The sequence below is a fragment of the Natronorubrum sulfidifaciens JCM 14089 genome (genome assembly GCF_000337735.1).
Taxonomy (GTDB): Archaea; Halobacteriota; Halobacteria; order Halobacteriales; family Natrialbaceae; genus Natronorubrum; species Natronorubrum sulfidifaciens.
Window position 1 is genome coordinate 13,073 of the sequence record NZ_AOHX01000041.1, and the last position, 25,067, is coordinate 38,139.

At 63.6% G+C, this 25,067-nt stretch carries 26 protein-coding genes and 1 tRNA gene; 16 read left to right on the plus strand and 11 right to left on the minus strand.

Translation table 11 applies throughout. The features are described 5' to 3' along the window. Window positions 1-229: 229 nt before the first annotated feature. Window positions 230-757, minus strand: a complete 528-nt coding sequence (locus C495_RS12070; protein ID WP_049890331.1) for a GNAT family N-acetyltransferase — start codon at window positions 755-757, stop codon at window positions 230-232. A 158-nt stretch (window positions 758-915) separates the two neighbouring features. Here C495_RS12070 and C495_RS12075 point away from each other — a divergent pair, with 158 nt between their 5' ends. Both C495_RS12075 and C495_RS12080 read left to right on the plus strand, forming a co-directional pair. Next, on the plus strand, window positions 916-2,121 hold the full coding sequence (locus tag C495_RS12075) for a PQQ-binding-like beta-propeller repeat protein (RefSeq protein WP_008163280.1): 1,206 nt from the start codon (window positions 916-918) through the stop codon (window positions 2,119-2,121). Then, on the plus strand, window positions 2,118-2,921 hold the full coding sequence (locus C495_RS12080) for a hypothetical protein (protein ID WP_008163282.1): 804 nt from the start codon (window positions 2,118-2,120) through the stop codon (window positions 2,919-2,921). The genes C495_RS12075 and C495_RS12080 overlap by 4 nt, the downstream gene beginning before the upstream one ends. A gap of 190 nt (window positions 2,922-3,111) precedes the next feature. Here C495_RS12080 and C495_RS12085 read toward each other — a convergent pair. Together C495_RS12085 and C495_RS12090 are read right to left on the minus strand one after the other, a co-directional pair. Continuing rightward, a tRNA-Gly gene (locus C495_RS12085) sits at window positions 3,112-3,182 on the minus strand. A gap of 180 nt (window positions 3,183-3,362) precedes the next feature. After that, entirely contained in the window at window positions 3,363-4,070 is a 708-nt protein-coding gene (locus tag C495_RS12090; protein ID WP_008163284.1) for a class I SAM-dependent methyltransferase, read from the minus strand. Window positions 4,071-4,211: 141 nt separating this feature from the next. Between C495_RS12090 and C495_RS12095 the strand changes: the two genes are divergently transcribed. From C495_RS12095 to C495_RS12115, 5 genes are all read left to right on the plus strand, one after another. After that, window positions 4,212-4,682 carry a DUF5793 family protein gene (locus C495_RS12095; RefSeq protein ID WP_008163285.1) on the plus strand — a complete coding sequence of 157 codons (471 nt, stop codon included), beginning with the start codon at window positions 4,212-4,214 and terminating at the stop codon, window positions 4,680-4,682. A 105-nt stretch (window positions 4,683-4,787) separates the two neighbouring features. Further along, the gene (locus tag C495_RS12100; protein ID WP_008163287.1) at window positions 4,788-5,948 is read left to right on the plus strand and encodes an ABC transporter ATP-binding protein; all 1,161 of its coding nucleotides are present in this window, start codon (window positions 4,788-4,790) and stop codon (window positions 5,946-5,948) included. Between the two features lie 163 nt (window positions 5,949-6,111). Further along, entirely contained in the window at window positions 6,112-6,762 is a 651-nt protein-coding gene (locus C495_RS12105) for a DUF998 domain-containing protein (RefSeq protein ID WP_008163289.1), read from the plus strand. A gap of 69 nt (window positions 6,763-6,831) precedes the next feature. Then, window positions 6,832-7,110 (plus strand): UPF0058 family protein, encoded by a 279-nt coding sequence (locus C495_RS12110; RefSeq protein ID WP_008163291.1) that lies wholly within the window; start codon window positions 6,832-6,834, stop codon window positions 7,108-7,110. A gap of 37 nt (window positions 7,111-7,147) precedes the next feature. Then, on the plus strand, window positions 7,148-9,718 hold the full coding sequence (locus C495_RS12115; protein ID WP_008163293.1) for a DUF7527 domain-containing protein: 2,571 nt from the start codon (window positions 7,148-7,150) through the stop codon (window positions 9,716-9,718). A 276-nt stretch (window positions 9,719-9,994) separates the two neighbouring features. On the opposite strand, the gene C495_RS12120 is transcribed toward C495_RS12115, so the two are convergent. Further along, window positions 9,995-10,300 carry a hypothetical protein gene (locus C495_RS12120; RefSeq protein ID WP_008163294.1) on the minus strand — a complete coding sequence of 102 codons (306 nt, stop codon included), beginning with the start codon at window positions 10,298-10,300 and terminating at the stop codon, window positions 9,995-9,997. Between the two features lie 377 nt (window positions 10,301-10,677). Between C495_RS12120 and C495_RS12125 the strand changes: the two genes are divergently transcribed. The 4 genes from C495_RS12125 (at window position 10,678) to C495_RS12140 (ending at window position 13,539) form a co-directional block, all read left to right on the plus strand. Then, window positions 10,678-12,042 carry an adenylosuccinate synthase gene (locus tag C495_RS12125; protein WP_008163295.1) on the plus strand — a complete coding sequence of 455 codons (1,365 nt, stop codon included), beginning with the start codon at window positions 10,678-10,680 and terminating at the stop codon, window positions 12,040-12,042. A 112-nt stretch (window positions 12,043-12,154) separates the two neighbouring features. Further along, a complete protein-coding gene (locus tag C495_RS12130; protein WP_008163296.1) occupies window positions 12,155-12,664 on the plus strand; it encodes a DoxX family protein in 510 nt (169 codons plus the stop codon). 83 nt (window positions 12,665-12,747) lie between these two features. Beyond that, on the plus strand, window positions 12,748-12,948 hold the full coding sequence (locus tag C495_RS12135; protein WP_008163298.1) for a methytransferase partner Trm112: 201 nt from the start codon (window positions 12,748-12,750) through the stop codon (window positions 12,946-12,948). 15 nt (window positions 12,949-12,963) lie between these two features. Continuing rightward, a complete protein-coding gene (locus tag C495_RS12140; protein ID WP_008163302.1) occupies window positions 12,964-13,539 on the plus strand; it encodes a DUF7524 family protein in 576 nt (191 codons plus the stop codon). A gap of 30 nt (window positions 13,540-13,569) precedes the next feature. Here C495_RS12140 and C495_RS12145 read toward each other — a convergent pair whose 3' ends face one another. From C495_RS12145 to C495_RS12155, 3 genes are all read right to left on the minus strand, one after another. Then, window positions 13,570-14,727: a DR2241 family protein gene (locus C495_RS12145; protein WP_008163307.1), complete on the minus strand. Its 1,158-nt coding sequence runs from the start codon at window positions 14,725-14,727 to the stop codon at window positions 13,570-13,572. 9 nt (window positions 14,728-14,736) lie between these two features. After that, complete coding sequence (locus C495_RS12150; protein WP_008163308.1) at window positions 14,737-15,642, minus strand: CbiX/SirB N-terminal domain-containing protein; 906 nt, start codon at window positions 15,640-15,642, stop codon at window positions 14,737-14,739. Between the two features lie 85 nt (window positions 15,643-15,727). Beyond that, the gene (locus tag C495_RS12155; protein WP_008163310.1) at window positions 15,728-16,078 is read right to left on the minus strand and encodes a BsuPI-related putative proteinase inhibitor; all 351 of its coding nucleotides are present in this window, start codon (window positions 16,076-16,078) and stop codon (window positions 15,728-15,730) included. A 114-nt stretch (window positions 16,079-16,192) separates the two neighbouring features. Between C495_RS12155 and C495_RS12160 the strand changes: the two genes are divergently transcribed. Next, entirely contained in the window at window positions 16,193-16,945 is a 753-nt protein-coding gene (locus C495_RS12160) for a DUF2797 domain-containing protein (protein ID WP_049890332.1), read from the plus strand. 124 nt (window positions 16,946-17,069) lie between these two features. Next, entirely contained in the window at window positions 17,070-17,438 is a 369-nt protein-coding gene (locus C495_RS12165) for a hypothetical protein (RefSeq protein ID WP_008163313.1), read from the plus strand. Between the two features lie 111 nt (window positions 17,439-17,549). Here C495_RS12165 and C495_RS12170 read toward each other — a convergent pair whose 3' ends face one another. The 4 genes from C495_RS12170 to C495_RS12185 all read right to left on the minus strand — a co-directional run bounded on the left by C495_RS12170 (window position 17,550) and on the right by C495_RS12185 (window position 23,025). After that, window positions 17,550-18,386: a phosphatase PAP2 family protein gene (locus C495_RS12170; protein WP_049890333.1), complete on the minus strand. Its 837-nt coding sequence runs from the start codon at window positions 18,384-18,386 to the stop codon at window positions 17,550-17,552. Continuing rightward, a complete protein-coding gene (locus C495_RS12175) occupies window positions 18,386-20,182 on the minus strand; it encodes an ABC transporter substrate-binding protein (protein WP_008163317.1) in 1,797 nt (598 codons plus the stop codon). Before C495_RS12175 ends, C495_RS12170 begins: the two co-directional genes overlap by 1 nt. 177 nt (window positions 20,183-20,359) lie before the next feature. Further along, the gene (locus tag C495_RS12180; RefSeq protein WP_008163318.1) at window positions 20,360-21,205 is read right to left on the minus strand and encodes a phosphatase PAP2 family protein; all 846 of its coding nucleotides are present in this window, start codon (window positions 21,203-21,205) and stop codon (window positions 20,360-20,362) included. Further along, window positions 21,205-23,025, minus strand: a complete 1,821-nt coding sequence (locus C495_RS12185; RefSeq protein WP_008163320.1) for an ABC transporter substrate-binding protein — start codon at window positions 23,023-23,025, stop codon at window positions 21,205-21,207. The genes C495_RS12180 and C495_RS12185 overlap by 1 nt, the downstream gene beginning before the upstream one ends. Window positions 23,026-23,254: 229 nt before the next feature. Here C495_RS12185 and C495_RS12190 point away from each other — a divergent pair, with 229 nt between their 5' ends. The 3 genes from C495_RS12190 (at window position 23,255) to C495_RS12200 (ending at window position 24,831) form a co-directional block, all read left to right on the plus strand. Beyond that, complete coding sequence (locus tag C495_RS12190; RefSeq protein WP_008163322.1) at window positions 23,255-23,533, plus strand: ribonuclease P protein component 4; 279 nt, start codon at window positions 23,255-23,257, stop codon at window positions 23,531-23,533. A gap of 120 nt (window positions 23,534-23,653) precedes the next feature. After that, the gene (locus C495_RS12195; RefSeq protein WP_008163324.1) at window positions 23,654-23,902 is read left to right on the plus strand and encodes a YhbY family RNA-binding protein; all 249 of its coding nucleotides are present in this window, start codon (window positions 23,654-23,656) and stop codon (window positions 23,900-23,902) included. Beyond that, the gene (locus C495_RS12200) at window positions 23,899-24,831 is read left to right on the plus strand and encodes a mechanosensitive ion channel family protein (protein WP_008163326.1); all 933 of its coding nucleotides are present in this window, start codon (window positions 23,899-23,901) and stop codon (window positions 24,829-24,831) included. Before C495_RS12195 ends, C495_RS12200 begins: the two co-directional genes overlap by 4 nt. Window positions 24,832-25,067 lie beyond the last annotated feature (236 nt).

Genomic DNA, 25,067 nt, shown 5'->3' on the forward strand with positions numbered 1-25,067 from the left:
TGAAACCCCGCGACGGCGGCCTTTTGGCATCAACGGGNCTGTCGGGCATCCGCGAGCGAAGCGAGCGGTTCTCCGCCGGAGCGGGGTGAAACCCCGCGACGGCGGCCTTTTGGCATCAACGGGTTTTGCCGGGGGTTGAGGCTGGCGTCGCAGACGCCAGCCGATGCCCCCGGTAAAAGAGGTTGCTGTACTTATCGCTGAGAATGGCCCACGGACTCTCGAGTTGCTGTCAGGTCTCCAGTTCGGGCGGCTCGCTGTCGCGTCGCGACTCGAGGAACTGTTCTTCGTCGTCAGAAAGATCGCGCTCGCGAAACTGCTCGAGGCCGGCCTGATAGCGTGCCCGCGCGTCCTCGATAGCAGGAGTCGGGTACTCGAGGAGCAGTTCGGCAATCCCCGTCTGCTCGCCGGTGTAGGCGAAGCCGGTTCGATACAGTGCCTCGTAGGCGAACGGATTGTTGACCGCGATCCGAAGTCGCTCGTAGCCGCGCTCTACGGCACGGTCACGAACGTGTCGCAGTAGCGTCGGGCCGATGCCCTCGCCACGGCGCTCGCGGTCGACGGTGACGTAGCGCAGCCACAGCGTGTCCGCGTCAGTGCGGTCCTCGTTGAACGCGACGGCGGCGACGATCGTGTCGTCGGCTCGAGCCACGGCTTTCCCGGTGTTCGTCATGACGAACTTGCCGGCGTAGCTGAATCGTTTGTAATCGAGACGCAGTTTCGGCCCGTCGGGCGGCCAGCCGAGCAGATCGTACTCCACACAGAGGGGTTCGTGGGCCAGCACGTAAGACTGGCGGCGGGCAGCCGTTTCCGGGATCGACTCGCTCGCCAGAGTCGTAGGTATCCCTGCCAGTCCAACCCGTGATTGGGACGGCCTGATCAGAAGATGTTTGTGAAATGATTGTCTCGGTTTGCTGTATGCCCTCCAGACGCTGGCTTCTCGCGGGAGCGAGTGCTACACTCGCCGGCCTCATCGGTGGTCACGCGGTCGCCGATCAGGCTGGTACCGAGGCCGTCGATTGGCCGATGGCTCGCTACGACGCTGCCGGGACCGGGCACAACCCCAACACGACGGGACCAAGAGACGACGTGCAGATCGCGTGGGACCGAGATCTGGCGGCGTCGGCTCGCGGCGTGCTCCCGCCAATCCTTCACACGGACACCCTCTACGTCGTCGGTGGTGCGGTTACCGCCCTCGAGGCCGAGACAGGCACGGTCGAGTTCACTCGAGACGGCGACTATCAGTCGAGTCCCGCGCGGGCCGACGCCGACGTCTATCGGACCGACACGCTCGCGGTCAGTTCGCCAGACGGCCTCGCCGGGCTGAACGCTGGCGGTGGCATCGACCTCCCATTGCTCGGCAGTCAGTTCGGCCTCGAGCGCTGGGACGGCCCGAGCGAGGTGTCGCGATCCAGCATCTTCGGCCCGCCGAACGCGCCGCCACCGATCGCCGTCGACGACACGATCTACGCGGCCGTTCCGGGAACGAACCACCTCGTCGCGCTCGCAGCCAACGACGGAACCGAACGGTGGCGCACTGTCCACGGGGCCGGCAGCGGCCTCTATCGGCCAGCCGTCCGAGACGGAATCGTCTACGCCGTCGACTACGCACACGAACTCGGCGCCTACGACGCCGAAACGGGCGAGAGACGGTGGCTCGAGGAGATCGACGACCGGCCACCCTACGCACCGACTGCGACCGACGAGGGCGTCGTCGTCCCGGGACGAGAATCAGTGACCTGTCTCGATGCCGACGAGGGGCGCATCCGCTGGACCTACGACCACGACGGCAACGTCTCCGACGCCGACCGCGCGGCCGCCGCCGTCGCCAACGGACGGGTTTTCGTCGTCGACAGCGTGGGGTCGCTACATGCGATCGATCTCGAGTCGGGCGAGGCAGTCTGGACCGCTGCTTTCGGTGGCGTGGCGTCGCCGGTCGTCGCCGACGGCGTCGTCTACGTCACCCGACGCACAGTCGGTCTCGACGCGTTCGACGCCGCAACCGGCGAGCACCGCTGGACGTTCGACGTAGAGTGGCCCACCTCGGCACCGATCGTCAGCGGCGGACGGCTGTACGTCGTCCAGAACCGCCGCGTGCTCGCACTCGAGGAGGCCGACCGATGACCGACGAGCCGTTCGGGCCGCAGGCGTCGGGCGACCGAGAGCAGGAGTCGGAGCCGGGCGGTGCGCTCGCCCGGGCAGTGGCGCGAATTCGGGCCGATCCGTTTCTGCTGGTGCCGTTCGCGCTGGCTGGCCTGCTCCTCTCACTGCTCGACCAGCTTCGCCTGTGGGACCCGATCCCGACGCTGGTTACCGAGCGCCTTCCGGCGCTGGCGATCGACTTCGAGTTTTCGATCTTCCCCACCGGGACGCCGGGCACCACGCGTCGAGTCGCCGCGCTGGTCGACCTCGAGACTCCGTACCTCCTCTGGGCAGTCAGCCTCGAGGTCGCCGCGGTTCTCGCCGTCTCGATCGCGGGCTGGTACACCATCGCTCGAGCCGCGGACGCTGACGCAACGACGACAGGGCTGCGGTCGTACGTCGGGTTCGTCGTCCTGATCGCGATCGGCGGACGGCTGCTGGGATCGATTGCCGAGGTCACGCTTTCCGGGATCGTCGGACTCGCGCTCTTTCTGTTGCTGTTCGTCCTCGCGCTAGTCGTCCTCGCACGACTGTTCGTCGCGCCCGCCATCGCTGCCCTCGGTTCCTCACCGTGGGTCGCCATCCGTCGGAGCGTGCGTCTCTCGAGTGGCCACGAGTACGGTCTCGTGGGACTCGTCCTGTTCTATGGCCTGCTGGGGTGGCTGCTCGGCAGCGTGCCCGCAATCGGCGCGGTCGTCAGCAGTGTCGGCGTTGCTGTCGTTCACGCCGTGTCGACGGTGACGGTCCTCGAGTCGGTGTCCGACAACGACCTGCTCGAGTAGCACCACGGAACGTCAAAACCAGTCCCACACCGGTCGCAACGCTGTCGCGTACGAACGTGCTCGCCGTAGAAGTGCGCGGACCGGGATTTGAACTCCCCCTGAGAACCTGCTCACTCTGCTCGCAGAACCTCAGTATAATTCACCCCCCTCGTTCGACTGCCGCTGCTCGCGGAGTTGCTCGCAGCAGAAGTGCGCGGACCGGGATTTGAACCCGGGCCATGAGCTTGGAAGGCTCAGGTCCTACCACTAGACCATCCGCGCCTATCTCCCAGTTCTGGTTCCGTGTTTAAGATGCTTCCGTTTTCGATCAACCCGCTCGAGTCGGCCATTCCCGCCCTCACTTCCGACCGAACCAGACTCTCATACGATTTGCTGTCGCCACTAACCGCCGATTGTCGACCCGTACTGGCGATCGGTGGGACACAGGGACAGCAATCCGTATCACTCCGCGTGCGGGCTCGAGTCGGCTGCGCCTGCCACGGTCGCATAGCAGTTGCCACTCGAAAGCTCCCACTCGAGGACCTCGAGGGCGCTGGTCTCGAGCGCCGCCTCGAACTCGTCGGGGCTGTAGATATGGTAGAATCGGTCGACGACGTCGCCGCCCGGGAGCGTCCACTCGACGGTCGTGTCGAACCCTTCCGTCTCGTCGAACGTGTCGTGGGCGGTTGACCACACACTGAGGAGGGCACGACCGTTGGGAGTGAGAACGCGCGCGAGTTCGTCGAGACTCTCCTGCCGTGTGCGCGTGGTCGGCAGGTGGTGGAGCGTCGCGACGTAGACGGCGAGGTCGACGCTGTCGGTGGCGAGCGGTATTCGGGCGGCGTCACCCTGACAGAGCGCGACGTCGAACTCGCGTTCGCGGGCGCGCTCACGCCCGATCTCGAGGAGTCCGCGACTGATATCGAGGCCGACGACGGGGTCACAGTGGGGAGCCAGCAGTTCGGCGTGCCGACAGTTGCCACAGCCGAGATCGAGACCCGTCCGGGCTGTGTCGTCCTCGAGGGCGGGCGCATGCGTCTCGACGAACGTCTCGACTTCGGGCCAGGCGTACTCCCTGGTCGCGGCGAAGTGGGTGGCGATCCGATCGTACGTGTCGCGAACGGCAGCCCGTCGCGAGCGCGTGGCAGTTCGTTCCGGCTCCTCGACCATCGTCCGTCCTCGTTTGGGCACGCGCAAAAAGCGTTCGCAATGCCGGCACGTACAGCCACCCAGTCGGGGTCGGATCGTCTCGATCGATGACCCATCGTGCGTTACGTTCATACGGTGTGAGTGCGAATCAGCAGGTACGGAATGAGGCGCGAGCACTTCACGTTAGATGTCAACAATGTCGGCTGGGTCGAAACCAACGGCGAACCGAGCAAACCCTCGGTATCGATCGACTTCACTGGCCCGGCGACGATGCTTCGCGAGCGCCTTACCGGGCCTGACGGAGACGTTCTCGAGGCAGCAGAGACCGACGTCGCACTTCGGCTACAGGGTCCACTGGGCGACGATACCGCGGGTGTCGTCAGCGTCACGAACCGAGTGACTGGCGAGTTCATTCTCGAACTCAACGAGGACGCCGACGACGTCTTAGCATTTATTCGGGCCGCCCGTGGCTACGGTGAGAGCGCCCCTGACGAAGAAGGGCGGTATACAGTCGAGATCAGCCTCGACAGCGACCAGTTTGTCACCTACGACAAACGGACGTTTCTCGTCTACGACGACGAAGGGGATCTGCTTCGCCAGCACAGTTTGATCCCAAGCGGCGTCGAACTCTGATCGGCCGCACACTGGTTTCCGGCCGTTCGGAACTGACCGGCAGATATAAGTATTTTAGGCACACCTAAAACAAATGAACGCCGGCAGATGCCGGAGGGTCGATCAATGGCGAACGGACAACTACTCACCACGGCGGCTGACGGACAACCGGAGACTCCGACGACACCGGTCGATGACATCGTGCTCGAACTCGAGGACGTCGGCAAACGGTACGGGACTGAAGAGGTCATTCCGGAGCTCTCCTTGTCCGTCCGCGACGGCGAGATTCTCACGCTTCTTGGCCCATCGGGCTGTGGCAAAACGACGACGCTGCGGCTCATCGCTGGCCTCGAGAAACCCAACGACGGGGAGATACGACTTCGGGGCGACGACGTCGCGGGCAACGGCCGCTTCGTGCCGCCGGAAGAACGCGGTGTCGGCGTCGTCTTCCAGGAGTTCGCGCTGTTTCCACATCTGACCGCCCGCGAGAACATCGCCTTCGGCCTGCAGGAGTGGGCCGATGCCGAACGGGATGCTCGCGTCGACGAACTGCTCGAACTCGTCGGCCTCGAGGCCCAAGGCGAAGCCTATCCGGACGAACTCTCCGGCGGGCAACAACAGCGGATCGCACTTGCCCGCTCGCTCGCCCCCGAACCCGAGATGCTGTTGCTCGACGAACCGTTCTCGAATCTGGACGTGGACCTTCGCGTCGAGATGCGCGAGGAGGTCCGCCGGATCATCAAAGAAGCCGGTGTCACCGCCATCTCGGTCACCCACGATCAGGAGGAAGCGCTCTCGATTTCCGATCGCGTCGCCGTGATGAACGACGGCGACATCGAACAGATCGACACGCCACAGCAGGTCTTCCAGCAGCCGGAATCGCGGTTCGTCGCCGGTTTTCTCGGCCACGCCAGCTTTCTCTCGGGAGCGGTCCACGGAGACAGCGTCGACACCGCACTCGGACGTGTCCTTCGTGACGACGTCAACGGCCTCGCCCATCAGTACGACGGCACCAACATCGACTTGCTCGTCCGTCCCGACGACGTGACGGCGTTCCCGTCCGAGGACACCGAAGCCAACGGGCACGTCGTCTATCGACGGTATCTCGGCCCAACCGTCCTCTATCGCGTCGAACTCGATTCGGGTGAAACCATCGAGTGTATGCACAACCACTCCGACCGGATCGACCTCGACGAGCGTGTCGCCGTCCGCGTCACGGCTGACCACGAACTCGCGTGGTTCCCGGCCGACCAGCGCGACCGAACGACACAGGTGGCTGCGGACTAAGTCATCACTCGTCCGCAGTCGCGTCCGATCGATCCATTCCGTACTCGTTTTCCGCCACGTTCTCGAGCGTACCATCTGCGTTGGACCACTTTCGATCCCGAGTGAGAGCCATCTCGCTGGACGAACACGCAGTTTGATACGTTCTCGGCGCGACCTGCATACGATGGCCAACAGAAACTGGCGGCGACTTGCAACGGGGTGTGGACTCGCTGCGCCCGCGATCGCACTGGGGGCAATCGTCCTCGCGACCCTGCTCGCTGCGCCGGAGACGTTCACGTGGCGCGACCGCGCACTCTCGGATATGGGCCGCTACGGCACCCGAACGTTTCTGCTTTTCAACGGCGGGCTGATCGTCGGCGGCCTGCTCGGTGTCCCGTTCGGCTGGCGACTCTGGATCGCGAGTCACACCCTCCTCGAGCGCGTCGGCGTCGGCTTGCTGTGGGTGGCGACTATCGGTCTGGTCGGCGTTGGCGTCTTCTTTCTCGACCACACCGAGTTCTATCTCGCGACGAGTCTGCACGGACCGGCCGCGCTGTTGTTTTTCGGACTTGCACCGTTTGCACAGTGGCTCTACGGGAGTGGACTGGTCCTCGCCGAAGCGCCCCGACTCGGGCTCGCCTCCATCTGGCTCGGGCTGCTCCATCCGATCGGCTGGCTGGGCTGGCTGCTGTACCGAATCGGGAGCGACGACCCGATGGCGTGGTTCGCCGTCCCGGAGTTCGTCGCCGCCGTCGCCTTCGGTGGTTGGGTCCTCCTCGTCGCCGGCACACAGTGGCGACAGGAGACGGGCAGATCCACCGTATCGAGCCGCTGAGCCCCCGAGACGGGTTTTGCGACTGAAACGCACACAACGCTTAAATCGAAACCGTTCATACAACGGTGTATGCATAAAGACGAACTCCTCGAGCTCCACGAAGAACTCGTCGTCATCATGGAGCACTTCTCCCAGCGAGAGGACGTCGACGAGACGCTCTTCGATCCGTACCACCAGCTCGACGTCGACCCATCACACGTCCACAAATCGAAAAGCGAGCACAAACACGCCGTCTTCATCCTCGGCAACGCCCTCGCAAACGGCATGAGCGAAGACGAGTTCTCGAGCGCCGGTCGAATCGGCAAACGGATGAAAGAACTCGCCGAAGACGCCGAGTCGAAAATCTAGGCGAAACGTATTTGTTTCAGTTGCCGTTTGTTGAACTATGAACTCGCGCACGCAAGAGCGCGTCGAACAATGGGATTCTCATCAGTTCGATGGCGGGTACGACGGCCTTGCTGATCTCGCTGCTGCTGACTTCTCGGGCGCTGTTGTCGCCGCTGGGACGTGGCTGTTTCTGCTCAACGGCCGCATCGTCGGCGTCGTCGACGGCTCGATCTCGGATTTCGAGACCTCGTCTGGGACCGTCTACGAGGCACCCCATCCATCGCTCCCGCTGCTCTCGGCGATGGAGGAAGGCAACGGCGACACACGGGCGAAGTACTACACGAACGAGACACCGCTGCACGAAGTCGACGAGACGCTCCAGAGCGGTTCGTTCACCGGCTACGTCGAACTGAGCGAAAACGTCCTCAGCGGGGACTACTACGCCGTCTACTACGGCGGCCGCCGGATGGCCGCGGCCTACATCGGCAACGCCGAGCAACTGCTCACCGGCGATGAGGCGTTCGACCGAGCCGACGACGAGGTCGGCATCTACGAAGTGATCGACGTCGATATCGACGTTACCGACGTGCCGGGCACCGACGCAACCGAGAGTGTCGCCGACGAGCACACTGACGACACCGAACCGGAGTCACCGTCGACCGCCATCGCCGACGACGGACAGTCCACGCAGACCCAATCGGACCCCACGTCGGAACTGAGCGCTGACCCGACGGAGTCGGCTATCGAATCGATCGACATCTCCGGAACGGAGCCGACGACGGACGATGAGACGCCGTCGAGCGCGTCGATTGAGGATCTCAGCCTCGAGGAGCCCGCGACGGAGTCGACAGCCGAGACGACGGATATCAAATCAGAAACGTCGACGGACGACCGGGCAAGCATCACGGCACCCGACGACTCAGAGCCAGCTCCACCCTCGAGTGGGATCACCGACACAGCGGTGACGACCGGCGAAACCGAGTCGACCCCGGCAGTCGACGACCGCTCGTCACTCGCGTCGTCGTCCAGCGAATCCGTCGTCGAACAGGCAGCGACGGACGAGAGCAGCGACGACGCGGTCGATCAGGAAGCGGCCGAACGCGACTCCATGCCGGACGTCGACGATGTTGCCATCTCGGATACCGACACCGACGGTGACGACGAGACCGTCGAAGCGACGACGGGCGACGCCGCGCACGACGGCGACGCGGTAGCCGAGGCCGAGACCGAGGAACACGGCCGCTCCGCGCTCGATCCCGCCACGGTCGAAAAAGCCGCAGCACAACTGGATCAAAACGACATCTCTTGGACCGAAGACGACGTCGACTCGGCGTCCGACGACGTAGACGTAGCTGACAGTGAACGGTTCGAACAGGAGGCACAGTGGCGTGAAACCCGACGCATCCCGTCGATCGACCCGGACAACACCGAGACGGCAGCGTCGACTCGAGACGGACGAGATGGCGGTCGCGGCGACACGAGCGCACAGCCACGGTCCACACGGCCGTCGTCGGAGTCGACGGCCACCGAGCCGGCGTCGACACACCGTCAACAGTCCGAGACCACGACTCAAACGCGCGAGGAGTCGTCTCGAGCGGCTCGCGCCGAGCCCGACTCGAGCACGAGCAACGCGGCGTCGACAGCCGACACGCCGTCACGATCCGAACACGAACAACGGATCGCCGCGCTGACCCAGCGACTGGAAACGCGCGAGCAACAACGCGAGACGCTCGTCGCCACCGTCGAAGAGCTCGAGGCCGAACGCGACCGACTTCGGGCGGAAAACGAGGAGCTATCGACGACGGTCGACCGACTCCGGGCGCGGATCGAGGAGCTCCAGACCGACCTCGAGGACGCTCGCGCGGCGACCGCCGAGTCGGCGACGAACACGCCCGAGACGAGCACATCACTTCCGGCCCAACAGGCCCTCGCCGAAACGAACCTCTTCGTCCGCTACGGCTCGAAGAGCCAGCCGACCCTCGAGACGGCCCACGACGGCGAGGCCGACCGCACGGAGGTCGCATCGAACCTTCGGCTCGAGTATCACACCGGCTTCGACGCGAGCGACGTCGCCGTCGACGGCACGCCCTATGAGGAGTTTCTCACCGCAACGATGGAGTACCGCTTTGTCGACTGGCTTACCGAACTGGTGCTCTATGAGATCCGAGATACTGGCAACGCCAACGGGCTCGGTGATCTCTACGATGCGATCCCGCGGATCGACCGCGCCGAACTCGACGCGACGATCTCGCTTGCGGACGACGACACTGAGGACGTCCCCGAGCGCGTGACGTTCGATATCGTCGCGTTCGATAAGATGGGGAATCCGTTGGTCGTCGTGAACTTGAACGATTCGCGCGAGCCCGCAACGCAGGGGATGCTCGAGGAGATGGAAGAAGCTGCCTCGGCGGTCAAAGCGAACTACCCCGACCTCGCGGCGGCGACCGTCGTCACCTCGAGTTACTTCGAACCCGGCGCACTCGAGGTCGCCGAACAGGCGACAAGCGGCGGCTTTCTTAGCCGGAGTTCGAAGCTGAGCTACGTCAATCTCTCGCGCAAGCAGGGGTATCACCTCTGTCTGGTCGAGTCACGTTCGGAAGGGTTCCATATGAACGTGCCCGAACTGTGACCGTTAGAATGGATTGAGCCAGTTGCGGTCGATTTTTGGAACGACTGAGACGGATACCGTGCGGGTCGCTACGTCAGTGATGGTACCTGAAAAGAACCCACCCCAAAGCGGGTGCTGCACAGCGCGGCATCGGGTGCACATGAGACGCCCCTGACCGGCCAGTATCGCGCGGACAGTCTCATGGCGACGCCGATTGGAGGTCGAGGCACAGCGACCTCGATAGTTCCGGCCCGGGGACGGACGCACAGAGTCAGGCCGGCGCGGTGCGAAGAGAGATTAGCCTTCGATCTCTGCGACGTCTTCGATCTTCATACCGTCGAGTTTGTCCATAATGTCGTCGAGCTTGCCGTCGAGTTCGTCGACGAACTCTGCGGTGCGCTCGGTCTTGATTGCACCTTGGCTGGAGGGCTCGATGAGGTTTTCCTCCTCGAGGACACGAAGCGAGTACCGAACTTTGTGGTGTGGGTAGCCCGTCTCGTTCGACATCTTCACGATCCCGATCGGTTCGTTCTCGATAACCATCTTCAGGACCTGCAGATGTCGTTCCAACATATCGACTTCCTTCTCAAGTCGGTCTATCATGGCATTTGTTAACTTGTCTTTGGGCCTTTTAAAAGTTACTCTCGATCGCTGACCGGTTTCCGCTCAACTGACATCTCAGTCCTGTCAGTAGTTAACGGTTCCGTTCCCAGCATGGCCGAACGATTCACTGGGCTATCACGTCGGCGGAATCGCCCGACGAAACGGTGATGATTTCGCGCGTGACCGACCACCAACTCCGCGCCCGCGGTCGGACGGTCGTGGTCCGGTTCGAATGACGAACACGGCGTCACTCGAGTCACGGTGATCGTCACCTGGGACGTTTCAGCTCGATCTATACACGTCTGTGTACATCAACACGGACTCACCCCGGCCATACCGTAATCTGTTTATCGACCGGGCAAGAATCCGCCGCTGTTATGACCGTCACAATCGTCGGGTCGCAACTCGGCGACGAAGGCAAGGGTGGAGTCGTCGACGTTTACGGCGACGCCGCTGACGTCGTCGCTCGGTATCAGGGCGGCGACAACGCAGGCCATACCGTCGTTCACGACGGTAAGAAGTACAAACTATCACTCGTGCCGTCCGGCGCCGTTCGGGGGAAGATCGGCGTCCTCGGCAACGGCTGTGTCGTCAACCCCGAGACGCTGTTCGACGAGATCGACACACTCCGAGAGCGCGGCCTCGAGCCAGACGTGCGCGTGGCCGAACGCGCACACGTCATTCTCCCGTACCACCGTGCGCTCGACGGCATCGAGGAAGCCGAAAAGGAAGACCTCGCGGCCGGGACGACCAAACGCGGCATCGGCCCGACCTACGAGGACAAGGCCGGTCGACGCGGTGTCCGCATCGGGGACTTGCTCGATCCCGACGTGCTCCGTGAGCGACTCGAGTACGTCGTCCCCCAGAAGAAAGCCCTCGCAGAGGAGGTCTTCGACAAGGAGACGGGCGAGGCGTTCGATATCGACCACCTCTACGAAACCTACCGCGAGTACGGGAAGCGACTCGAGGAAGAAGGCATGACCGTCGACTGCGGAACGTTCCTCCAAGAGCGCATCGACGACGGCGACAACGTCATGCTCGAGGGCGCACAGGGAACGTCGCTCGACATCGACCACGGCGTCTACCCCTACGTCACCTCCTCGAACCCGAGTTCGGGTGGCGCGACCGTCGGCACGGGACTCGGCCCGACTGTCGTCGGACAGGGCGACGTTATCGGTATCGTCAAGGCCTATCTCTCGCGTGTCGGCACGGGGCCGCTCCCGACCGAACTCGGCGGCGTCGAGGACCAGACGCCCGACTACGACCCGGAAGAGGGTGCTGGCGAGGACGAAGAAGCGCTCGCGACCCAGATTCGAGACGAGGGTGGCGAGTACGGTACCGTCACCGGTCGCCCGCGCCGTGTCGGGTGGCTCGACATGCCGATGTTGCGCCACGCCACGCGTGCGAACGGCTTTACGGGACTCGCAATCAACCACATCGACGTGCTGGCCGGACTCGATGAAGTGAAAGTCGGCCACAGCTACGAGTTCGACGGCGAGGAGATCTTCACCGTGCCCCCAACGACCGAGCAGTGGGGCCGCTGTGAAGCGACGTTCAAGTCCTTCGACGGCTGGCCCGACGTCGACTGGGCCGAGGTCGCAGACAACGGCTACGAGGCAATTCCGGAAAACGCTCGCACCTACCTCGAGTACATCAGCGACGAACTCGACACGCCGATCTACGCCGTCGGCGTCGGTCCCGGCCGTGGCGAGACCGTCATCGTCGAGAACCCGTACGAATAACGCTTCGACCTCGTTTTTTGCGGGTCGCTGACTGGCGACAGTCGCATCTCCCCCGAGTATACACACCGCGACCTTTTGCTCGCGGGCATCGTGCGGTTGACACGAGAACCGCATGCGTGATCCATTCGCAGCACTCGTCCGCCGACTCGAGTCAGCCCTTGGCGTGCCGGTGGAGACGATCCGCCGCGCCGAAGCGGTCGACCGCGCGATCGCCGACTGGATGGGACGGTGGGGGCTGCCGACGCTCCGTATCGCACTTGGGATCGTCTTCATCTGGTTCGGCGGGCTGAAGGTGTTCGGTGTGAGCCCGGCCGCAGAACTCGTCGCTGCGACGGTGTACGTCGTCCCGCCGGAGCTGTTCGTCCCGATACTGGGCATCTGGGAGGTGCTGATCGGCATCTGTTTGCTCTACCGGCCGCTGGTCCGGCTCGGTATCCTCCTGTTGTTCCTCCAGATGCCCGGCACCTTCCTCCCGCTCGTACTCCTGCCGGAGGTGACGTTCACGACGATTCCATACGGGCTGACCGTTGAGGGCCAATATATCGTCAAAAACCTCGTCATCATCGGGGCCGCACTCGTCGTCGGCAGTACCGTCCGCGAGGAACGAACACGATCGGACTGAGCGCAGTCTCACGACCGTCCGGTGGGCAGTCATCTCCGGTTCGTTCCCGAAGCCTTTTGCTGTCTGCGGTAAGCCTGTCTATCATGAAGGAGTCGTTGCTGGAGATCCTCTGCTGTCCGCTGGACAAACACGACGTCGAACTCGAGGACGCCGAGTACGGCGATGACGACGAGGAAATCGTCGCGGGCACGCTCGTCTGTTCCGAATGCGGCGAGCGATACCCGATCGAAGACGGCATCCCGAACCTGCTGCCGCCGGATATGCGCGGAGAAACCCCGGCCTGATCGGCCGCTCGAACCGTGTCCCGGGAGGTCGCCGTCCACGTCAATCGCGGGTCCGCCGAATCCCTCGAGACAGCCGTCGATACGCTCGAGGTCCGTGGCTCGTTCGACCTTCGATTGCAGAGTCACGGCCCCCCTGCACACGTCCACTGTCGGCTCGAGGGCGACATCGAGCGCGTCGTAACGCTCCCCGAGTCGAACTACTACGTCGAGGCTGACGGCGAAACGGTCGTCCTCGTCCGTGTCTCCGCCGAGGCGATCGAGCGCCCACTCGAGGGCACACTCGAGGTGCTGACCGGATACGGCTCGGAGTCGCTGTCGATTCCGCTCACTGTCAAGCCAGCGCCGGGCGATGTCGACGTCGACGAATCGCTCGCGAAACCCGCACAGAACGCGCCCGAACGGAGCGACCTTGAGCGACTGGTCGCCACTGTCGGCCTCGAGCCGGCGACACTCGGCGTCGTCGCGCTCGGGCTCGTCGCCGTCGGGATCGCGGTGCTGACGGCGGCCACGATCGGTGGCCCGGTCGCGATGGCCGGGCTCGCCATCGTTTCGGTCGGGTTTCTCGTGGCACTCATGTTACTGATCCGATAATCAGAGCGTTCGCGGGAGACGCACCCGTCGTCAGTCGTCGTGGCGCTCTTGCGCCTCGAGAGAGCCCTCGTCGTCGAACCGTTTTGCTCGGAGGTATCGCGCCCGATAGCGGTTCGCACCGTCGTAGACGTCAGCTTCGCGGATCTCGTCGGTTCGGCCCTCGGCGACGGCGTCGATCAGTTCCTCGAGTTGGTTCAGTTCGCTCGTGGTCAACTCGAGTTCGTAGGTGTGTTCCTCCTCGGACTCGAGGACGGTCCACTTGCGAGCGGCGGCGACGACGAGCGAACACGGCTCCCGACATGGGAACTGGCCGTCACCGCCGTCGACTTCGAGGTCGTCCCCCTCGTCGTACTGCCACTCGCGGCGGCGCAGACACTGAGAGTCGACACAGCAGGCTTCGGTCATCCACTCGACGGCCTCCCGCGGCAGTTCGTCGATCACGTCGTAGATTCCGGTCTGGCGCTCGGCGGTCTCGAGCCAGTGGTCGACGTCTAATGTCCCTCGCAGCTCTCGATGCCAGTTGGCGATCGTCGCCGGATAGAAGAAGCCGACCGCTTCGACGAGCTCAGCGCCTGAAAGCCCAATAAAGGCCCAGCCGGAGACCAGCGTCGGTGCGGTCTTCAGCGGCCGGTATCGACCGTCGTCGTCAGTCGTCGAGAGGTCGCGGGCATCCCGTGGGTCGTCGTAGACCTCGAGGTCGGCGAGGTCGGTATCGGCGTCGTCGACGTGCCAGAGATCGTAGACGCGCTCGCCAGCGGGGTCGTCAGCGTCGGCGTCGTCGACGAGCCGGGCCGTGAGACACAGTTGTCCCCACTCGCGGTCGACTCCCTCTCGAAGCGCGTCGTATCGTGCCGGCACCTCGAGGGACTCGTCCGCAGTCGTCGACGGCTCGTCGGCGTCCGTCTCCGCCGCGAGCGGTGCCCGTTCACACCACCGCAAGAACGCACGGCGGGCAGTTCCCTCGCCGCCGACCGTCTCCTGCCAGTAGCGCCAGTTCGTGACGTACGCCGCACGCGGTTCGAGCGCTACCTCGAGGTCGTCCGCCTCGAGGCCCGTCTGTTCGCTCTCGGGCGTCTCGAGGGTGTACGTCTCGCCATCGCGCTCGATTCGGAGGCCGTCGAACGCGATCGTTGATTGGGACTCGAGCGTCTCGAGCAGTGCGTCGAAATCGAACTCGGCTGTTGCCATCGTCACGCGTCAGTCCCCCGCACCCGTGCTCGGTTCGAGATCCGACCCGCGGCTACCGTCGGACGCCGTCGCCGCCCGGACTGACTCGAGTGCACCGCCGATGTCCGCGCCGGCGTCGGCCGCACGCTCGAGGACGACGTCGGCCATCAGTCCCTCGGTGCCGACAGCGCCGGCGTACCAGATGTGGTGGCCGTCGACCTCGGCCGGAACCGACCAGCCGAGGCGGTAGTCCTCGGTCAGGCCCATGTCCTCGGGGATGTCCTCCTGTGTATGATAGCCGTCGGCGATAAACAGCGGGACGACGACAATATCGTCCGTCTCGAAGTAGTCCGTAACGTCGTCGACCTCGGGTTCCTCGTCCATGAACAGGGCCTTGACCTCGTCGAATCGGTCCTGCTGGCGGATTCGTTCGGTGTGGTACTCGACTGCCTTCGCCGAGTTTTCGTTGCGTTCGGTACCGTGGCCGACGACCGCGAGGCCGACCCCCTCCCCGACATCCGGGTCGTCCGTCACGTTCTCGGCACGCTGGACGATCACGTCGGTCATCGCATCGTGGGTTCCAACGGGACCGCAGTAGTGGATCGTCTTGTCGACGTCTTCTGCCTCGAGGGTCGCCTGTGAGGCGTCGGTTCCATCGGAGTCCCACTGCTCCGGGTCCCAGTTCTCGAGGCGGAGTTCGCGGGGAATCACCTGCTCGGTGAAATACCCCTCGCTGATAAACAGCGGGACGACGAACACCTCGTTGGCCTCGAGCGTGCGGATCACGTCACGAAAGTGTGGTTCTTCTTTCCAGAACGCCTCGCGGACCTCGTCGAACGCCCCCGTCTCGCGGACGGTGTCCGCGTGGGCGTAGGTCGGATCCGACGCGTCCGGATTGAGGTGCGATCCGTGCGCTACGATGACCAGCGCTTGCATGCGTCGACGTTAGGAGGGGGATGGTTTAGGGACTTCGCTGCCGGCGCGGGTCGCCGCGTCCACCCTGCAGTCGGCCGCGCTTTGACTACCGAACGGCGAAATTCGTCTGTGCACCACAGGTCGTCTCCTGTGCCCGCAACTCGGCGACAGCGACGTACCCGCCCGGCTGGGGCGTCATCCACTCCGCCTCGTAAGTCGCCGTCTCGTCCGGTGAGAGCGTCTCCGTGGTGTGTAGCTGTGCGAACGCATGGCCCTCCGTGAATCGCCAGACGTCACGCCCGTCGTCGCGCACGACGAACTCCGCTTTGCACGCGTCCGGAAACTGTAGTTCGACCGGCGTCGACCCTGTATTGGTGACCGTAAACACGAACTGAACCAGTGTCGTCCCGTCATCGGCCGTCGAGACAGTCGCCTCGAGTCGTCCGTCGAGTGTCATACGTCGACTTCGGCGCCGAGACGGAAATACTGTCACAGATCCCGACTATCAGGAAGTCGCCACCGGCCGTCGAACAGCGAACCATATATTTCCAGCCACAGCCAAATCTGACCCGTGCAACTGGTGGGCTACGAGCCGAGTGGACGCGGATCGGCGCTGCTGGTCGGTGACGACGGAGCGATCGAGCGCCACCCCATAGAATCCGGCGACGCGCTTGCCTACACACTCGAGTCGCGACACTGTGCCGGCACGATCCACGACGGCGAGCACCGTTCGTGTACGCGCCCGTCGGCTCCCTACTGTGAGTTCCATACGCGTACGTGGGTGTGTGCGCGCTGTACTGGCACCTGCCTGAAAGACGAAATGGACTGCTATCAGGACCACGCCGTCTACATCGCCGCGTTCGCACCCGACACGTTCAAAGTCGGCGTCACCAAACTCCGGCGACTCGAGACCCGCCTCCGCGAGCAGGGGGCCGATCGCGGGGCCCACGTCCACACCGTCTCGAACGGCCGCATCGCCCGCGAAATCGAAGCCGAGATCGCCCAGCGGCTGGTCGACCGCGTCCGAACGCCGACAAAAATCGCCTCGCTCGCAACGACGGTCGACGAGGGCGCGTGGAACGCCACACTCGAGGAGTTCGAAGTGATCGACCGCTTTGCGTTCGACTACGGCCTCGAGTGTACAAGCCAGCCGGTTCCCGAGACGATCGCCGCCGGCACCGTCGTCGGCGTGAAAGGCCGCCTGCTCGTCCTCGAGAACGGGGGGACGACCTACGCCGTCGACATGCGCGACCTCGTGGGGTACGACGTGACCGAGGGAACGACGGACCGGGATCTCCAGTCGTCGCTCGACTCGTTCGGGTAGCGCCGATCCGGTCGGCCCGTGGGGCGCGTCTGTGAGTGGGATTACTAACGTCGCTGTCAGGTCAGTGTGCGCCAGCGTAGCTAACACAGAAATCCTTTTCCGCGGCGGCGCAGAATCCGAAGGTATGGCTGACGAAAACGAATCCACCGACGCGGGAGACGAGGGCGGCGAAGAGAAGTCGTTCCGCGAACGAGTCGAAGAGATTCGCGAAAAACGCGCCGAGGAAGGCGAGGGCGAGGGCGAGCCACCGGAAAGCCCGTTCGGCGGCGGCCCTGGCGGCCCCGGCGGCATGGGTGGTGGCGGCAACCCGTTCGCACAGATGATGGGCGGCATGATGGGCGGTGGCCCTGGCGGCCCGGGCGGCGCACCGGGTGGCCGCAGCGAGGAGGCCGGCAACGAAGAACTCGTCCGTGAAGTCCGACAGCTCCGTGACGAGATGCGCGACCAGACGCGCGCGCTCAAGCGGATCGCCGACGCACTCGAGGACAACTAACGACCCACCAGCCGCCGATTCTTTCCGACTCAGTGTTCGACCAGCGACAGCTCGCGGTTTGGCACGGTCTCGAGACGAACAGCGGCTGTCGACTCGCGAGCGAAAAAAGATTCAGCGCCGGCGCAGCGATTGGACACGGCCGTCGAGCCACGCCGAAATCGACCAGCGGCCGACGAGGACGTGAGCGAGTTCGACGCTGACGTACGCGAGCGCGATTCCGGCGAGGACGTCGATTACCCAGTGTATGCCGAGATACATCGTCGAGATCGCGACGGAGATTCCGAGGACCGCCGCAACGATGTTCCACCCCGGATACTGCACACGGGTTCGATACGCCAGGATGGAGACGGTCGCTGCAAGCGAGGTGTGCAGCGACGGGAAGACGTTGGTGTTGCGGTTGACCTGCCGGGTGAGGTGTTGGTACTGCGGATACGTATCGTACAGCAGTGCCTCGACGAGTTCTGGCATCATGTTTCGTGGCCCGTAGGCGATGACGAAGACGTAGAGGAGCAGGCCAATGGTGTAGTTCAGCGTGTACGCCGTCAGGAGTTCCCTGAGCGGGCGCGTCTCCGAGAGCGCGAAGTACGCCACGAGCGGAAACACCAGCAAGAAGACGTACCCGTATATGTAAATAAACGAAAAGTACGCCGTCACCGCCGGCGTCGCCTGTGCTTGCAGCCAAATAATGAACTCCCCCTCGAGATCGTAAATCGGGAAGGTGAGGTTCCAGTCGATGATCCACGAAAAATCCGGGACGATCTGTCTGGCGACGCTATTAAAGAGCAAGACGGCGGCGAGAGCGATCGTGATCGGTGTGGCGGCACGCACTCGCTGTCGCCACGCGCCGCGTGTCTTCCGGAGTCGGTCCCGGCCAACGAACAACGCGGTCGAGACACCGACGAGCAGCGTAACGACGACGACCAACTGTGTCAATACCTGTGCTAACATCACTGTCTCACCCGCAGGTTGCCGTCGGCGTCGTACCGAAAGCCAGCCTCCTCGAACGCCGTCCGTGCCGCGTCGACGTCGACCTCGCCGTTCGAGCCGAGAAACGGCATCGCTGGATCCGCGCCGTCCCACTCGAGGGCGTCGGGGACCCACTCGTCGGCCACTGGCGTCGCGATCGGCCTCGCGTAGCCGTGAAACACGTCCTCGACTAGCCACGCCTTGTCGATCAGCTGTGCGACGACCTGTCGAAATCGAGGATTGCCAAACGGTGCCGACCGGGCATTGAAGCCGAGGTGGTAGAACGCCCACGACGGCGACTCGAGCAGCCCAACGGCGTCCGTTTCGTCGACGTCGTCGATGACGTAGCTCTCGAGGGGTGAACTCGTGACGTCGGCGCTGTCGGCTTCGATCAGTTGCATCGCCGACGTACTCCGTGGGTCGATGCCCACTCGCAGTTCGTCGACGGTCGGCTCGGGGAGGGCCACGTCCGCACGCAGTGTGAAATGGTCGTCGAAGCGCTCGAGTGTCACGTGCTCGCGCTCGGTGTGATCGTGGTACTGAAACGGCCCGCTGCCGACCGGCGGCAGGTTGTCCGTGACGACTGCATCGGTCGTCCCCTGTGCGATGCGAACGCCGGGGATGGTGGCGGCTGCTGCCCGCTCCGACCAGTGGTGTTCGGGGAGAATCGGAACTGTCAACGCCTGTTCGCCGACGTCCTGTCCCGTCCCGACCGTGAGTTCGAGTGTGGTCTCGTCCTGAACGTCGATGTCGTCGACTGCCGCGACGCGGCCGCGATAGCGCGGGGCGGGTGCGGGGGCGGCGCTTCCACCGAGTGCGGTATCCTCGAGGAATCGGTAGGTGAAGGCGACGTCGTCGGCCGTCAGCGCCTCGCCGTCGTGGAACGTACAGTCGGGTCGAAGCGAGACACGCAGCGTCGACTCGTCGAGCCACTCCCAGTCGTCGGCGAGCCAGGGTTCGAGTGAGTGGTCGCCGTCGGTCGCAACGAGGTCAGCTGCGAGCGAGTCGTACAGCAGTTCGATGACCGTTCCTCGGTCACGATACTCCACGTTCAGGGGATTGAGGTTCTGTGACGGGCGAGCGTCCATGTGGACGGCCCGGAGCTGGTCGGCGCTATCGTCGGTCTGTGGCTCGAGCCCGAGATACCCCGTTCGTGTCGCGAGATGGCCGTCGGCCCAGCCGTCGAATCGGTCGTCTCTGACGAGTCGGTGCTCGAGCGGCGTACAGATCGGAACGAACGGCTGTTCGATCGCCAGTGCCTCGAGTGTCGCTTCGACGGCGTCACGGCGCTGCTCGCCGTCGGCGTCGCGCTGGGCCTCGAGGAGATCATCGACCAGTAGATTGGTGAAGCCGAAGGGGTTCTGCCAGCCCGGCTCGTCCGCATACAGCGAGTGGAGCGTCTCGTAGAGAAAGTCCGGATCGAGACCGCCGGGGTGCGGGCCCACGTAGACATCGAAGTCGTGGTTGATCACCACTGCCCGCCTGAACTCCTCTTGAGAGCGCATCTCGATCGAGACGTCGATGCCGACGGCCTCGAGAGTCGCGGCGATTTCTCGGGCGAGCAGAATGCTTTCCCGGTCACCATCTGCGGGAAGCGTGGTGATCGTCAGCGAGAGCGGCTCGAGGTCGTCTCGGTTGACGGTGCTTCGAAATTCACGGACACAGCCGCTGGTCGACGCCATCACTCCAGCAGCACCGGCCAGCGCAGCTCGGCGGCTGATGCCGCCGGCACTGTCACCGTCGACCTTTCGGCGCGAACCGCTCCGTTGCGTATCCATTTCGTTCGTTTGATACCGTTCGCAGGGAGCAATATAACAACATTGTGCTACCGGAACGCGGTCTCGGACTCGGTAGAGGGTCCGACCGGCGGCGACTCATGCGGGTCCCTGGAGTCACTGCCCGCCGGTCGCCGACCCGTGCTGGCGATCGGCGGGCCATCGGGACAGCACTCCGTCTCAGAACCACTTGGACTCGAGGAGTTGCCCGTACAGCTCCGAGAGCGACCAGCGCCCGACGATCTGATACGAGAGTGCGACACAGAGTACTGCAAGCACCAGCCCGGCAAGGACGTCGATCCCCCAGTGAAGCCCCAGATACATCGTCGAGATGATGACGCTAACGGCGATCACACCGGCGACGGGGAACCATTTCGGATAGCTCGAGCGAGTGAGATAGGCGAAGATGCCGACCGTCGCCGACAGCGAGGTGTGTAGCGACGGGAAGACGTTGGTGTTTTGGTTGACTTCCCGGGTCAGATACCTGTACTCGACGCTGTGTTCGTAGATCATCGGTGACGATCCTGACCCCGTAAGCAGCTGTTCGACGAAGACGTTGCGCGGACCGTACGCGATGACGAGTACGTAAAACACGAGTCCGATCGCGTAGTTGAACGCATACGCAGTGAGCAGCCGCCGGAACATCGTGGTGTCCGACAGGGCGAAATACGCGATAACCGGGAAGACCAGCAAGAACGTGTAGCCGTAGATGTAGATCGCCGTCAGATACGACGTCAACTCCGGCGTCGCCACTTGCAAAAAGAGCAGAACGAACTCGCCTTCGGTCTGACGAATCGTCTCGGTCATATGGAACCCGATGTCCGAATCGACACCGCCCCACCGGATCAGTCGGCTGGCCAGCAACACGACCGAGAGAACGAGAATTGCCGGCGCAGCGACTCGAATTCGGGAGCGCCACTCCGTTCGCGTCGTCGTGAGTCGCGTTCGCCCGACGAACAACCCAAGGGCAATCGGGAGCAAGAGTCCGACGACGAGGACGACTCTCGTCAGTACCTCAACGAGCATTAGTTTCGAACACGGAGTCGGCCATTATCGTCGTACCGAAAGTTGCCCGCCGACTCGAACACCGCGCGTGCCGCCTCGACGTTTACCATCCCATCGGTCCCGATAAACGGTGTGGTCGGGTCTTCACCGTCCCACTCGATGTCGTCGGGAACCCAGTCATCGGCGACCGGACTCGAGAGCGGCGTTGCACGGTTGTAGAAGATCCGCTCGGTGATCCACACTTTGTCGAGCAGCCGGCACACCGCCTGTCGGAACTCCGGATCGCTACACGGCGACACACTCGTGTTGAAGCCGAGATGATAGAACGTCCACGAGGGCGACTCGAGGCGGACGGCGTCGGAATCATCCGAAATGTCACCGACCGCGTGTGCCTCGAGCATCGATGACGTTAGATCTGCGTCGCCACTTTCGACCCGTGACACCGAGGAGGTACTGCCGGGATCGACGCTGAATCGGAGTTCCTCGACGGTCGGCTCGGGGAGGGCCACGTCCGCACGCAGTGTGAAATGGTCGTCGAAGCGCTCGAGATGCAGGAAGTTCCGTTGGGACTGACTCTCGAACTGGAAGGGGCCGCTCCCGACCGGGGGCACTGAGCTGGTCGTGACGAGCCCCCAGTCCCCCTGTGGTGCCGAGAAGGAATCGAGGTCGCTAATTCGATCCTGCAGCTCCGCTCGCCAGACGTGTCGCGGGAGGATCGGCACCGTCAGTGCACGATCACCGACTTCAGCACCGGCATCGACGGTGATCTGGAACTGGTACGGGTCGTCCTCGTCGAGGACGATGTCATCGACTGCGCTTACCTGCCCGCGATATCGCGGTGCCGGCGATGGGGTGTCGGATTGGCCCCATGCGGTATCGTTGAGAAACGCATACGTGAACTCGACGTCCTCGGCTGTGACCGGCTGGCTGTCGTACTCGTCGCTCTCGTGGAACAGACACTCCTCTCGGAGGTGTACTGTCGCCGTCATCCGGCCATCGTCGGTCGGCTCCCACTCCCACTCGCGGGCGAGCCACGGCTCGACGTCGTAGCTCACGCCATCGTCGTCTTCGGTGACGACGAGCGTCCCAAGGGAGTCATACAGCAAGTCGACGACCGTCCCTCGCTCACGGATCGTCGCCGAAAGCGGGTTGACGTTTTGGCTCGGCCGTGCGTCGGTCACGAGCGCGTGCAGTCGGTCGACATCGTCTTCGGGTTCGAGGCCGAGATAACCACGACGGGTCGCGGGGTGGTCGTCGCCCCAGCCGTCAAAGCGAGTGTTGGCGACGCGATACTCGTCGGGACGACAGATCGGATCGAACGGCTTCTCCTCGGCGAGCGCTCGCAACACTGGCTTGAGGAGCTGACGCCGTTCGTCGCCGTCAGCCCGGCGCTGTGCCTCGAGGGACGGGTCGACAAACGTCGGCTGTTTGTATTGGAAGGGGTTCTGCCAGCCGGCTTCGTCAGCGTACGCGGAGTGGAGGGCCTCGTACAGGAAGTCAGGATCGTAGTCGGCGGGGTGGCGACCGACGTAGAGGTCGAAGTCGTGATCGATCAGGATCATTTCCAGAAACTCGGAGGGCGACCGCCAGGCGATGGAGGTGTCGATACCGACCGCCTCGAGGTTCCGCTCGAGATGGCGTGCGATGCGGACGGTCTCTCTGTTGCCATCGTCGGGGACCGTGACGATCGACAGTGAGAGCTGGTCGTCCTCGTCATCGCTGACGACACTTTCGACGGTATCGATACACCCGCTCAGCGAGAGCGACAGCCCTGCCCCGGTAGCAGCGAGGACTGACCGCCGGTCGATACCGTCAACGTGGTCGGTTGTGTCACAGTTCATTCAGTCTAATATACAGCTTTGCTGTTTCTCTATAACAATATTGCGCATTGTCGTTGGCTATAGAGAACCATCGAAACGTTCTTCGTTGTCGTTTTCTTCCCTCTCGCCCACATTTGTGTGCTCTTCTAGCATGAAACTCGCCGTTTGCAATCAAGGGACCCGATCGAGAACTGGGCAACAGCGGTTCCGAGAACACAACAGCAATAGGCGACCCGAAAAAACGTGCAGTATGGATATCGCCGCCGAACGAATCGAGCGCCTCCACGAGTTGGCTCGAGCGGCGGCAACAGAGGGCGACGATGATCGAGCGCGGTACTACGTCCGACTGGCCCGTCGCGTCGCAGAGCGAAACCGGCTGACACTGCCACGGACGTTCCGGCGGTTCACCTGTGACCGCTGTGATGCGTACCTGCGACCGGGACAGAACGCCCGCGTGAGACTCCAGAACGGACACGTCGTGATCACTTGTGACTGCGGTGCACACGCACGATACCCCTACGAGGAGTGACCGACTCCGACCCGCTTGCATGCCGTCGATTCGGTCCGTTGGGACGGGACGTTTCCCTCGAGTCGCGGGTGACATTCCGAATCGGGAAGATTGAAACGGCTCGCTTCGCTAGTGAGGGCCATGGATACACAGCAACTCAAGCGAGAAGCACATGACCTCGACGTTACCGTCTGGGTCGGCAAGAGCGGTCTCGAGGCAGTCGTCGACGAACTCAACGACCAGCTTTCGAACGAACAGCTCGTAAAGGTCAAGTTCCTCCGTGCGGCCCGTGCCGGGAGCTCGACCGAGGAGAAGGCGGCTGATCTCGCTGATCGTGTGAATGCTGAGCTAATCGATACCCGCGGCCATACGGCAGTCTTTCACCGATGAGCGTCGGGGGTAGTTCGGTCCTGCTCCAAGCGATGGAACTCGGTGCGATCGGAGAGGCCTTAGCGGACGCCGGGCTTGATGAGACACTCGCCGGGAGTGCAGAGAGTGCGATCAAGTTCGTCATCGCGTTCGTCGCGATCTGGATCATCGGTCGACTGGTCGTGTTGCCACTCGTCAAACGAGCGTTCGACAAACGGGACCTCGACAAACACGCACAGAACCCGCTGTTGATGCTGACGAAGTTCGGTATCGCGTTCGTTGCGATCGCGATCGCCTTCGGCTTCGCCAACTACGGCAACTTCCTCGTGTCGATGGCCGGCATCGCTGCAGCCGGAGCACTCGCGATCGGGCTGGCGATGCAAAACGTCATCGCGAACTTCGTCGCGGGTGTGTTCATCTACACCGACAAACCGTTCCGCATCGGCGACTGGATCGAGTGGGATGACGGCACCTATTCGGGTGTCGTCGAAGATATCAGTCTTCGTGTGACGCGTGTGCGAACGTTCGACAACGAACTGCTGACAGTGCCGAACTCGGCGCTGACCGACAGCGTCCTCAAAAACCCCGTCGACGCCGACAAGCTTCGGCTGAAGTTCGTCTTCGGAATCGGCTACGACGACGATATCGAACAGGCAACGGACATCATCGTCGAGGAGGCCGAGCGCCATCCCGACATCATGACTGATCCAGCACCGTCCGTTCGCCTGACCGAGCTCGGTGACTCCGACGTCGGTCTCCAGTCACGGTTCTGGATCGCCAACCCGTCCCGTGCCGACTTCGTTCGGACGCGCGGCGAGTACGTCACCGCGGTCAAGAAACGATTCGACGAGGAAGGGATCGACATCCCCTACCCCGTCCGGACACTCGAGGGTGGCCTCGAGCTTGCAGACAGACAGCGACTCGGACAGACGGCCGAGCCGGCCGAGTAACGACGCTCGTTGTCGACTCGCTTTTTGACGCCACCGACACAGCCACTCGAGTCACGCGACCGTCGGTGGCGATCGGGGACACACGTGTGCTCTACCAGTCAGACAGCCTGCTGTCCGTCAGTTCCGGTGCGATCGGGAACTGTCGGCGATCGCACCGGGAACATCGGTACCGCAGACCGTCTCACACGAGCGGTGTTCAGTGACAGCGATCGCGTGAAACGAGTCCGGGAGTCGGG